At 41.7% G+C, this 12,263-nt stretch carries 10 protein-coding genes; 2 read left to right on the plus strand and 8 right to left on the minus strand.

Going from position 1 to position 12,263, the window contains the following annotated elements; translation table 11 throughout:
- Window positions 1–123: 123 nt before the first annotated feature.
- From D8Q48_RS14350 to D8Q48_RS14375, 6 genes are all read right to left on the minus strand, one after another.
- Window positions 124–744, minus strand: a complete 621-nt coding sequence (locus tag D8Q48_RS14350; protein ID WP_121056950.1) for a methylated-DNA--[protein]-cysteine S-methyltransferase — start codon at window positions 742–744, stop codon at window positions 124–126.
- A 168-nt stretch (window positions 745–912) separates the two neighbouring features.
- Entirely contained in the window at window positions 913–1,671 is a 759-nt protein-coding gene (locus D8Q48_RS14355) for an SDR family NAD(P)-dependent oxidoreductase (protein WP_121056952.1), read from the minus strand.
- A 138-nt stretch (window positions 1,672–1,809) separates the two neighbouring features.
- The gene (locus D8Q48_RS17285) at window positions 1,810–2,046 is read right to left on the minus strand and encodes a helix-turn-helix transcriptional regulator (RefSeq protein WP_172697001.1); all 237 of its coding nucleotides are present in this window, start codon (window positions 2,044–2,046) and stop codon (window positions 1,810–1,812) included.
- A gap of 276 nt (window positions 2,047–2,322) precedes the next feature.
- Window positions 2,323–5,118, minus strand: a complete 2,796-nt coding sequence (locus D8Q48_RS14365; RefSeq protein ID WP_121056956.1) for an alpha-L-rhamnosidase — start codon at window positions 5,116–5,118, stop codon at window positions 2,323–2,325.
- Window positions 5,119–5,183: 65 nt separating this feature from the next.
- Window positions 5,184–6,533, minus strand: a complete 1,350-nt coding sequence (locus tag D8Q48_RS14370) for a glycoside-pentoside-hexuronide (GPH):cation symporter (RefSeq protein ID WP_121056958.1) — start codon at window positions 6,531–6,533, stop codon at window positions 5,184–5,186.
- 20 nt (window positions 6,534–6,553) lie between these two features.
- Window positions 6,554–8,809 (minus strand): glycoside hydrolase family 3 C-terminal domain-containing protein, encoded by a 2,256-nt coding sequence (locus tag D8Q48_RS14375; protein WP_121056960.1) that lies wholly within the window; start codon window positions 8,807–8,809, stop codon window positions 6,554–6,556.
- A gap of 207 nt (window positions 8,810–9,016) precedes the next feature.
- Here D8Q48_RS14375 and D8Q48_RS14380 point away from each other — a divergent pair, with 207 nt between their 5' ends.
- Window positions 9,017–10,228 (plus strand): helix-turn-helix domain-containing protein, encoded by a 1,212-nt coding sequence (locus D8Q48_RS14380; protein WP_121056962.1) that lies wholly within the window; start codon window positions 9,017–9,019, stop codon window positions 10,226–10,228.
- On the opposite strand, the gene D8Q48_RS14385 is transcribed toward D8Q48_RS14380, so the two are convergent.
- Window positions 10,188–10,487, minus strand: a complete 300-nt coding sequence (locus D8Q48_RS14385; RefSeq protein WP_121056963.1) for a hypothetical protein — start codon at window positions 10,485–10,487, stop codon at window positions 10,188–10,190. The two genes, D8Q48_RS14380 and D8Q48_RS14385, sit on opposite strands and share 41 nt — an antisense overlap.
- A gap of 101 nt (window positions 10,488–10,588) precedes the next feature.
- On the opposite strand from D8Q48_RS14385, the gene D8Q48_RS14390 reads away from it, so the two are divergent.
- Complete coding sequence (locus tag D8Q48_RS14390) at window positions 10,589–11,020, plus strand: hypothetical protein (RefSeq protein ID WP_117991783.1); 432 nt, start codon at window positions 10,589–10,591, stop codon at window positions 11,018–11,020.
- Here the strand turns inward: D8Q48_RS14390 and D8Q48_RS14395 are convergent.
- Window positions 11,012–12,247, minus strand: coding sequence for a Wadjet anti-phage system protein JetD domain-containing protein (locus D8Q48_RS14395; protein WP_121056965.1), 1,236 nt, complete (start codon window positions 12,245–12,247; stop codon window positions 11,012–11,014). The genes D8Q48_RS14390 and D8Q48_RS14395 overlap by 9 nt on opposite strands.
- Window positions 12,248–12,263: the final 16 nt, after the last annotated feature.

The raw sequence follows: 12,263 nt of genomic DNA on the forward strand, positions 1-12,263 counted from the left end.
GTTTTTGTGTGTTACCCAAACGTTTTGTGCACCTTATTTTTTTTTTTTTTAGTGGCTTTTTTGCTCGAAAAAAAGCCACTAAACTCCTTCCCTATCTGGTCCACTAAACTCCATCCCGGTTGGTCACATCTGATACTTTTTCAGATCCACCTTTCCATCTATAACCTCCACACCATCTTCTCTCAAAAGTTCTGCCTGCACATTCGCTCCGCCAAACGCAAATGCTCCGGCAAGCTCTCCTTTTGCATTCACGACACGGAAACATGGAATATGCTCCGGATCTGGATTCTTGTGAAGTGCATTCCCAACAGCCCTAGACATCTTTTCATTTCCTGCCATCTTCGCAACCTGACTGTAAGTTGCCACATGCCCTTTCGGAATCTTTTTCACAGCCTCATAAATCCTTTTCGTAGGGCTGTCTGTCACAAGGTCATAGCTCTCGCCGATCATCTGCTTAATATCCTTGTCCGGAACAGATCCATCCAGAATAATTGTATTCCAATGCTCTTTGTTCTGATGATATCCTGGAATTACTGACGGATACGCAGCACGCCAGAAATCTCTCCATCTAAAATCAGTCTTTACATTCAAGCAAATCTTTTCGTCTTTTTCATAAATCCACAAAAATATCTTTTTACTTGGCTTTACACGGATTACTTGCCATCGTTGGTCTTTGAAGGGTCTGTCTTCATAGCTGTCCTGAAAAGTCAGACCATAGGTAACTGCTTCCTCTCTTGTTTTCATCTTATCTCACCACTCTTTTTTTGTTTACTCTAAGCATAAAGTATATTTTCCAAAATGAACACCCCTTGGAGCAAAATTTGTCACCTATTAGAAATGTGCACCGCAAGGCGCACAGTAACAAAAACAGGAACAATCTCTGCTCCTGTTTTTGTTAACCATATTATATTCTTACAGCATAGCTCCAAAATCTGTTACAATTGCCTGTCCTGTAATCGCCTTTGATTCATCACTTGCAAAGAACAAAATTACATTTGCTACGTCTTCGGCTGTACAAGATGGTGTTCTAAGATTACTATGTGTTGACATCGCACCAATCATATCCGGATCAAGTGCTGCCGGATTTGTTCCTGATGTCATTGGTGTAATAATATTTCCCGGGCAGATTGCATTACAACGAATACCTGTTGCCTGGAAACGAAGTGCTGTATGCTTTGTCACACCTACGATTGCTGCTTTTGATGCTACATAAGCAGCTCCGCCACATCCCTTTACTCCGGCAATAGAAGCAACATTTACGATGGATGCTCCTGCCTGCATCTTCCGTGCTGCTGCACGCATGCAGCGCATAGTTCCTTTTTCATTCGTCTCTACGATACGATCAAGATCTTCATCTGAGAATCGATCGATTGGTTTCAGCCCTTCCTCAAGGATTCCTGCATTATTCACAAGAATATCTACCTTGCCATACTTTTCAATCACGAGATCCATCAGTCGCTCCGGATCCCCTTTCTTCGAGATATCTGTTGAAACAGCATAAACTTCTCCGCCTGCTGCCTTAATCTCTTCTGCTACTTTCTCCAATGCAGCCTCTCTTCTTGCTGTGATAACAACAGTTGCGCCTTCTTTAGCGAACATTTTTGCTGTTACTTCTCCAACTCCTGAGTTACCTCCTGTAATAATAGCCACTTTACCTTTCAAACGATCCATTTCAAAGATCCTCCTTTGTTGTTATAGGTAAAATTATACAATTTTTCTTTCTGTTTTTCAATCTTTTTATATATATTCTATATTTTAATATAACATAAATACTTTACTGAAATTCTGCCCCAAAATTGCAAGCCTTAGTTATTTTCCATCCCCAGCGGCTCTAACCTCTTTCGGTGTCTTCCCATAATACTTCTCAAACAAATGATAGAAATGACTCACGTTCTCATATCCCACCTGCTGTGCGATCTGCTTCACCGGAAGTGTCGTCTGCTCCAGCAACTGTTTCGCATACTTCATACGCACCTCGATCAGATATTGCTGAAACGATTTTCCACGATATTTTTTTAGGATCAGAGAATAATAGTTCCACTGCACGCAGACGTTGAAGATGCCGGTAAACTGGCTGCATTCGGTTCTGCCAATCCGATTACGGAGGAGAATTATACTACGGGAGATTTCACTTCCTATCGTGGAGTTGCAACAGCGATTGTTCAGAGCGGATATGAGGCGGGGCTGTGTACTCTGACCGTATCCGGTGAGGGATTTGAGGCGAAATCCGTAGAATTAGAAATAAAATAAAATCAACTACCTAAAATATCGAGAGCAGAAAATGATTTTCCTGCCCTCGATATTTTTAATTTCTATCTATAATTAAACCTGTCCCAATGCCGCATTCAGCATCTTCTCCTGCTCTTCTTCCATCTCTCCTGCAAACATCTTTGCCACATCTCTCAAGGACATGTCATATACGATATCCGGAATTGTATCCACATCCATCATAGAACCAAGGAAACTTCTCGTCTTCGGATTACTTAGGATCTCTTCCATCGTGGAATCCACGCTGTAAGTTTTCTTCAGCGGTTCTGCCGCTTCATAGGTCACTTCATAGTTTCCGGCTTCTACCAGGCATACTCCGTCTTTCACATTTGCAAACAATGGATTCTCTTTCTCTTCATATACACTGTCCGGTGCATACGGCAGACTGATTTCCGCTTCACATCCAAAAGGGACAGAAAATCGAAGTTGTATTTTATTTCCATCCAGTATCTTCCAACTGCTCTGATAGGTTCCACAGGCAGAATCATAGGAAGCATCTACATAACCTAATTCCGCATTTATCTTTGGATAAATCTTCATCTTTCTTCCACCCGGATTCTGTTCTGTTACATCAATACCTGCCACATGTCTGTAAACCCATTCCAGCACTGCTCCGTAAGAATAATGGTTTAGGCTGTTCATCCCTGTACTTGAGACATGTCCGCTCTCATCTAGTGAGTTCCATCTCTCCCACACAGTTGTCGCACCCAGTTTCACCTCATAGAGCCATCCCGGAAATTCTTCATTCAGAAGCAGCCGGTAAGCAAGATCTGACATGCCATTCTCTGTAAGTACATTACACAGAAGTGGAGTGCCCACGAATCCGGTATTCAGCTTATATCCATTCTGTCGGAACAGTGTTTTCAGCATCTTGGCTGTCATTGTTTCATTTTCTGACAGGTGATATTTTAATGCAAGAGTAAGACCTGTCTGTGTCTTGATCGCGCATCTTCCAGTTGCTGTAAAGTATTCGTCCTTCACTACCTTCCACTGCTGATCGGCAATCTCCTGATATTCCTTCTGCAACTCAGATTTTCCTAATACTTCTGCTGCTTTCGCAACAATCTGCGCACTGGCTGCATAATAGACGTCTGCAATATAAGCTTCGTCTGTCGCACCATATACATTTCCTTCTTTTGCTCCCGGACGGTCGAGTGCCAGCCAGTCACCGTAATGGAAAGAGTTTCTCCATCCATGATGCTCGCCATCCACCTTTCTGATATAATCCACCCATGCTTTCATGCTGTCAATCTGCTGTTCCAGTATGGTCTTATCTCCACTGAACAAATAGACATTCCACGGAATGATACATGCTGCATCTCCCCATGCACAAGATGTCTTACTCGGACCAAATGTTGGTACAACTTCCGGTACCATACCATCTGCAAGCAACTGTTCCTGATACATGTCATATAAAAATTTTCTGTAAAACGCATAAGTATCCGCAAGATAACTTGCTGTTGCAGAGAATACCTGTGTATCTTCCGTCCATCCCATTCGTTCATCTCTCTGTGGACAGTCCGTCGGGACATCCAGGAAGTTTCCTCTCATTCCCCACTCTACATTGGAAATCAACTGGTTCACAAGCTCATGTCCTGTCTCTAAGCGTCCTGTTTTCTCATAGTCACTGCAAAGAACAAGCGCTGTAAAATCATCACAGGACAGATTTGTAACACCACTCACTTTCACATATCTGTAGCCATAATAAGTAAAATGCGGAACGATTTCTTTTTCTGTTCCATCGGAAATATAATGATATTCTGACTTTGCAGTTCTCAGGTTTCCATTATAGAAGTTCCCATCCTGAAGCACTTCGCCTGTCTGAATCAGGATTTCAGTTCCTGCTGGTTCCTTTACATGGAACTTGAAAATTCCCGTAATCTCCTGTCCGAGATCAAATACTTGTTCTCCTGCCGGCGTATGAATCAGCTCAATTGGTTTCATTTCTTTATAAACCATTACAGGAAGAGATAAGCGTTCCATCAGTCTGCCCTTTGGCTCCTCTGTAAGAATCGCCATTGATTTTGGAACATCCGGTAAAGTATCATCTCTCTTCTCCCCATCATAGATATTTGAAAAAGAAATCTTACTTTCCGTTACTTTCCAGGATTCATCTGTACCGATCACCTCTTTGGATCCATCCATATAATCGACATGAACTTCTGCGATCAACTTCCATGCATCTCCAAAGAAACATTTCTTCTCCGGCTGACTGAAACCAAATCTTCCCTTGTACCAGCCATCTCCGAGAAGAACAGAAAGTTCTCCTCCAGCTTTCATCTGCTCTGTAACATCATACGTCTGATACTGGATCCACTGATCATAATTGTTGCAGTATGGAGCCAGATATTCCTTTCCGATTTTTTCTGGTTTTCCGATCTTATTCGAGGTAAAATATGCCTCGTACAGTCCCAGACCACAGATATAGAGTCTTGCCCGCTCAACTTCTTTTTCTGTTGAAACCGGTTTGGAAAAGATTGGATGTCTTCCCTCTTTCCATCCACAGGTGATCCATTTTCCTACCCATGGTTCGTCCTGCTTTGCCGTCTCAAAAAACTGAACATCGGATTCTACTACTTCTTCCTGATCTGTTGTCACAATAACTTTCCAGTAATATCTCGTATACGGTGCTGTCTGGAAATCCACTTTTGTTCCACAGCTGTCAAGCTCTGCTTCCTTTGTATCAAAGAGGATTTCTGAAAAGTCTTTCTCTTTACTAATCAGAATTCTTGCATTTTTCTGCTTCTTCCCCTTACATTCCTTTACTTTCCAGGAAAATACAATCTGCTCCATATAAAATCCAACCGGATTTGTAATGTGATTTGTCTTTGCCGCGTAAATCTTACCCATAACGTTCTCCTTATACTACATTACCGGCCATTCCCATACAAATGACCGGTATCCATGAATCTATTTTATTCTGCTTTGTCTGCGGAATGTCTTTCCTGCAGAATTCTTGTCTGCTCCGCCAGTTTTTCACTTGTCAGAGGATATGCTTTTGCAAAAATACCAATTCCAACCACGTTGATGATTGCCGGAAGGATAATCAGACAGAAAATGATTACATTGATTACACTCTGTGTCTGTACTTCAGCTGCTGCATTGAATCCTGCCATCTGAAGCATATATCCCGGAATTGCTCCTCCAATTCCCATTGCACATTTTGAAATAAAGCTGGAGAGAGAAGCAACTGCGCCCTCTGCACGGATTCCCATTTTCATCTCAATATAGTCTGTGTTGTCTGCCTGAATTCCATAATTCAGTGGAGCCGCAAAACCACTTCCAATTCCTGTGATCAAAGCTGAAATAATCAGAATCGGAATACTTCTCACATCGATCAGACGCATCAATGGTGTTAAACCTGCAATTGCAAGTCCGATTGCGTACATCTTTTTCTTTCCATATTTCGCAATGAATTTTGTCACAACCATGGTTGCCGGAAAGATTGTAATACACATTACTAATGACAAAATTGCTGCCCAGCTTAAGTCTCCTAATATATAAGTATAAAAATATGTGTTAACTGCACTGACAATATTGGTTCCAATTGTATAAAGCAATATAACGAGGAATGTAATATATACCGGTTTCTGTGCTAAAATCTGGAATAACTGTTTAATCGTATAACTCTTTTCTTTCTGTGGTTTGATACGCTCTTTTACACCAAGTGTTCCGATAATCGAACAGAAGAAAATCACTGCAACTGTAATGATGATCAGTTTAATATATCCATCTTTATTTGATGTATCTCCGAGGATCAATGGTGCTGCAACACCAACAACCAGCGCACCTACCACATAAGCAAGGCCTTTTACCGAACTAAGAGAGTTTCTTTCGTTCATACCCTCTGTCATAACCGGAAGAAGACTGTTCAGGGAAATATCCATAACTGGGAACAAAACTCCAAGTAAAATGTAGGAAACATAAGCAATCGCCAGTTTTCCGGATGGAGCCATCATCGGTCCAAACCACAACAGCAGGAAGTTTGCACTGCAAAGAATGGTTCCTACAATTAATGTCGGACGGAAATGTCCAAATTTCGTGTTCGGACAGTGATCGATCACGAATCCAACCAGAGGATCATTTAAGCCATCCAGGATTCTTGCAATCAGGAACAATGTGGCGCATGCCGCCGGACTTAATCCACAGATATTCGTATAGAAGATCAGCAGATATCCGTTAATGATCGTCATAATCGGTATGTTACCAAAGTTTACGGTTGCATAGGCCAGTTTTTCTTTGAATTTGATTTTGTCTTTGCCCATCTTTCGTTCTCCTCTCCCTTTTAACACAACTCATTCAATTTATGAATAATTTCTTCTGTCATCTCTCCACTTACACCTGCAATAGATAATGATTTTAGCGGCAATCCTTCCAAAATTGCCTGAATCATCTGCTGATCCGCCTCACTAATCTCTTCTCCATTCTCTCCTGTCTGCTGCAGTGGTGCAAGTAATTCCATTGCCGCTGCGGCTGTTCTTGAATCTGCAAGCAGTTCTCCGATCGTCGTAGCACCTGTAACATGGAATGGAAGCTGCTTCTTTGTTGTGAACTGAATCTCACATCTTACCCGGATATCATCACTTGCATGTCCCACCAGAAGTTCGTAAGTTCCTGACGGTGCATACCAGTCTTTGATTTCTTCATTGTAGAAGGACAGATCTCTGGCACTGATCTTCATCTGTGCTCTCTTCGTTTCGCCTGGCTGAAGAGCTAGTTTTGTAAATCCTTTCAGTTCTTTTACCGGTCGGTTTACAGTTCCATTCTTGTCTGCTACGTATAACTGTACCACTTCTTTTCCTGCACATGCTCCAACATTTGTAACATCTACTTCTACTATGATTTCGTTCTCGTCATTCAATTCTTCTGATGAAACTGTCAGGTTATCATACTTAAATTCTGTGTAAGATAATCCATGTCCGAACGCCCAGCGTACCGGCTGTTTCTTTGCCTCGTAATAACGGTATCCGACATAAATTCCTTCTGTATAATCCACTGTTTTTCCATCTCCGCCAAAGGAGAGATAACTCGGATTGTCTTCCAGACGAAGTGGAAATGTCTCAGCAAGTCTTCCGCTTGGATTTGCCTGACCGTAAAGTAATCGGTCACATGCTTCTCCGACACCCTGTCCGCCAAGATACAGTTCCAGAATTGCAGCGGTCTTCTCAGCCCATGAAGTCTCAACCGGACTTCCGTTGTGAAGCACCACAACAAGATTCGGCTGTACCTTAGCCACCTCTTCGATCAGATGATTCTGACACGCCGGAAGCTTCATATCTTTCCGGTCATAACTCTCGGACTCGAATGCATCTGGCAGACCTGCGAAAACAACTGCAATGTCTGCTTCTTTTGCAGCCTGAACGGCCTTCTCTACTTCCTGTGCCTCGATCTCATCCCGCTCACTGGAAAAGCCTTTCACATAAGTTACATTCCTGTTCTTTTCCTGTGCTGCTTCTAATGCGGACACTACTTTGCTTGAATTGATATGGCTCGATCCACCGCCCTGATAACGCGGCTTTTCTGCGAATTCACCGATGTAAACAATCTTCTGAGTCTCTTTCAGAGGAAGGACACCGTTATTTTCCAGAAGAACCGCACATTCTGTCTCAATCTCTACGGATTTCTCATGATCTTTGTCTCTGTCAAAGACTGCTTCCGGATGTCTGTGATCCACATAAGAAAAGATCACTTTCAGAATTCGCTCCACCGCACGGTCGAGCACTTTCTCGTCCAGTTCTCCACTCTTGACCGCTTCCACAATCTTCTTATCATTATAACCACCGGTTGATGGCATTTCCAAATCTACTCCGGCTTTCAGTCCTTTGACTCTGTCGTTGACTGCGCCCCAGTCTGTCACAACATAACCTTCGAATCCCCATTCGTCTCGCAGGATCTTTGTCAGCAGATTTTCATTCTCGGAAGCAAACACTCCGTTGATCTTATTATAACTGCACATTACTGTTTTCGGTTGAGATTCTTTCACTGCTTCCTCAAACGCCGGAAGATAGATTTCATGTAGTGCGCGTTCTGACACTTCCGAAGACACACACATTCTCTTATATTCCTGATTGTTTACAGCAAAATGCTTGATGCTTGTTCCAACATCCCAGCTCTGCACACCATTGATATAAGCAGCTGCCATCTTCCCTGCAAGATATGGGTCTTCTGAAAAATATTCAAAGTTTCTTCCGCATAATGGACTTCTTTTTATATTCACTGCTGGTCCAAGCAACATACTCAAATCTTCCGCCTGACACTCTTCTCCGAGGATCTCTCCCATCCTCTGAATCAAATCCACGTCAAAGCTGCTCGCTGTTGCACAGGCTGCCGGAAAACAAACCGCTTCAATGCTCTCATTTAACCCCAGATGATCTGCTTCCCCTTCTTGCTTGCGCATTCCATGAGGACCATCAGACATCATCACGCTCGGGATTCCGATCCGTTCCACAGCCTTTGTATTCCAGAAATCTGCCCCAGAACACATCCCGGCTTTTTCTTCCAGTATCATGGACACTACCAACTTCTTCAAGTCACGTTCCATTGCTTTTCCTCCATTCTCTTTTTTCTGATGAGTCCATGCTAACAAATTTCAAGTCTTGTTTCTGTTATAATTTCTTGTTTTCTATTACATTTTCATGTTCTTTTTTTATCTTTCATTAATTTTTGATAGAAATTCTTATTTTTTAATATATAATGGTGAATAGAAGTTTAAAAGTTGATAGCGCGAAAGAACTGGGAGGAACTACATTTGAGCAATTATGCATATCTGAACTATATGGAAGACTTATTTTTAAATACTGCATCACTCTATTCCTGGCACCTGACACCGGAATACGATTTTTCCTACAGCAACCATCCGGATTCCGCTCCTTTAAAGAATATTTTTTCTTTAAGTTCCTGCAATGCATATATGAAACAGCACTTTCAGACTTCCATGGCGCCGGTCTTCTTATTCGATGACTTTTTCTTTCTGTGGGCGGCCATTCCTGCCTATACGGAACAGAAGCAACTTGTCAACATTCATCTGCTTGGACCAGTCTTCAGTTCCTACACTTCTGACAGTTATATAAAAGAAAAAATGGACATCCAAAATATGTCCGTAAAATCAAAAACAGAGCTGCTCAGCCTGATTGACCAGATCCCGGTTCTTCCAACCGCTTTTCTAAGTCACTACGTCTGTCAGCTCTACTATACACTGAATGATACACCAATTACAGTGAACGATATTAAATTACAAGAAAATCCAATGTCACAGAGAAGGGAGAAGAAAGAGGATTTCACCGCTTCCAAACATTCCCCTTACTACTATGAAACACTCCTTTCCCAAAGTGTACAGGATGGAATTCCTTTTTCTGATTTTTCAAACCAGATTTCTTCCGCACAGGTCGGTACGATGTGTCCGGGAGATCCTCTGCGCCAGAAGAAAGATGAAGGAATCGGTCTTGTCACGATCTTCACACGTGCTGCCATTCAGGGGGGAATTTCATTCGAGAAAGCTTACACCTGCAGTGACTACTATATCCAGTCGATTGAAGCTGCAAGCAACATTACAGAAGTCATACAGTTGATCGAGACGATGTATTTTGATATCACGAATCAGGTACATGAAGCCACACTCTCTGCAATTAAAAATCCAATGATCTGTGAATGTATCACTTATTTGGACACACATTATAGAGAGAAGAGCGATCTGGAAGAACTTGCCAGCACACTCGGCTATACAAAATACTACCTCTCCACCTGCTTTAAAAAGGAAACCGGTGTTTCTATCTCCGAATATATCACGGAGAAACGGATTGCCTATGCAAAATTAATGCTTAAAAATCCTTCGATCGACATGCAGGAAATCAGTGATGAACTGTGTTTTGCCAATCCGAGTCATTTTTCTGCTGTGTTCAAAAAAATGACTGGATTGACACCTACGCAGTATCGGAATGGAGAGGATTGTCATCTATATTAACCTTATATACCTTCACCGTACTATAAATTCCGATTGGTGCCTGTTTTCCTTTGTTCGCTCCACGTTCCCGTTCCAGAGTTGTAGCCACTTCAATCCGGATGTCATTCTCTCCATCCTGTACTGCCTCCGTAATATCATAGAGAAACGGTGGTAGAATCTGGATTCCCTGGCTTGCTCCATTTACAAAGAGCTCCACATCCTCTCCTGCTTCCGTGATAAATAAAATATATCTTCTATTCTGCTCTTTCGACAACTCCATCTGATTTCTGTAGGCAATGAATCCTGAGAATTTCTTCTCCTTCTTTCCATAATCTTCAAATTTCGTGATTGGCTGGAAAGTGGAGAACTTCGGATAATCAATTGAACGAATACCTGCGCAACCAGAAGATTATTGCACTCACACCGGAATACTATCCTGATTTTGTGGAAGAATTGAAGAAATCTCTCACACTCTTTGCAACTGATGAAAGGCAAATAAAAAAATGGCGGTTACTGTATCGTCCGCTGATCTGCCCTACCACTCTGTTTGCATTCTCAACCAGCCATTTGCTGCTTGAGTTTCATCCGGATTACCAAAAATACTATTCGAAAATTCATGCGTGCTGCATGATGCTTAAAGATTATCTGGACAGTAAAGAAGGCGAGGAGTTTAAAACTCTTCTCGCCTGTGCTTTTCAAGATAGTTATGATTTTGAAGAAAGTAGTTATGGGGAACTCGAAGTTGCTGCCGCTTTTCATAAGAGTGTGTATAATATGATGACTGTAGATGAAATCGAGACGTTTTTATATTAACATCTCCTGCTCGATCTCCATCTTATTTTCCAATATGCACTGTTTCAGCGTTTCCAATTTACCGGCATTTAATGCCTCTAACTTTTTCTGCTTTTCGCTGCTTAGCTTAATTCCTTTTCCATTTTCCAACGCTGCCTTATAAGAGGGAGCGTCCATCTTCCATGGAATCAGATTTGGGAAAATATTATTCTCATTGTATAAAAAGATCTGTATTCCACCATAATCCATATCTCCCCAATGATAACACCGGATTTCTTCCGGTGCTGTCTTCATTAACATTTGCAAAAAGCGAACTTCTTTTGGCGAAAAGTAGCCATGACAAAAGAGATACAAAACTTTTGAATCATACTCCATACTTTCATAATTCGCTTTGTTCTCAATCACTATGATTTTTTCAACACCATTTCGTAAAGTTGGAATAGCATGCTCTAATGTCTGTGCATTAATTACTGTACCATAATAATTCAAAGAAGTGTCAATTTTCTCCTCGCTCGCTATGCCATTTCGATCTGTCAGGCAATACTCTACAGCACCTTTCCATTCTAATGTCTGAGAATAACTCAATATTCCATGTACTGCCAGTATCTCATCATCTGACATGCCCTCTTCATATTGCGGAGAGTATTTCAAAGCTTCAATAACTGCACCTTGATAAATGCGTTCGAAAACTTTAGATGGTGTGATATCATTTTTCTTTTCAAATACTTTGGAGCTGAACACACGCTTCCATTCCGGTTCTTTCAGATCAGCTAATGCTTTCAGGCATTTAAGAAAATCTTCATCCTCCGCTTTGGATAACTCTTTTGTATTTCCTTTATTCAGCTTTTCTAACACATGATCGCAATAAGCGCACAGACAGCTTTCAGATACATCCACCTGCAGTTTGCATATTCTTGAAATTGCCTGTAACTGGCGTTCTCCAGGATCCATGATTCCGATCAATTCACATAATCTTGGAATCACTTCTACGCGATAATCAATCTTCGTGATATCCGTATTCATTTCTCTCCAGTCAAAATGCAGATATTCTTCTCCACCTAATGCTGGAATTCGTTCCAAAACTTTTGCCTGTCTGACCAGTTCATCTCTGCCACCCACAGTTTTCAAAAGATCCCCATCCACCTTTGGGTGCTTCATTCCTGAGAGATTTCCTATGCGATAGTCCTTTGTATTCGTCTTATCGATCAGCCATTTTGCCAATGGCAGATTCTTTTCGTTCAATTCCATATTTTATCCTTTGATT

This window comes from Ruminococcus sp. B05 (genome assembly GCF_003628495.1).
Taxonomy (GTDB): domain Bacteria; phylum Bacillota; class Clostridia; order Lachnospirales; family Lachnospiraceae; genus Schaedlerella; species Schaedlerella hominis.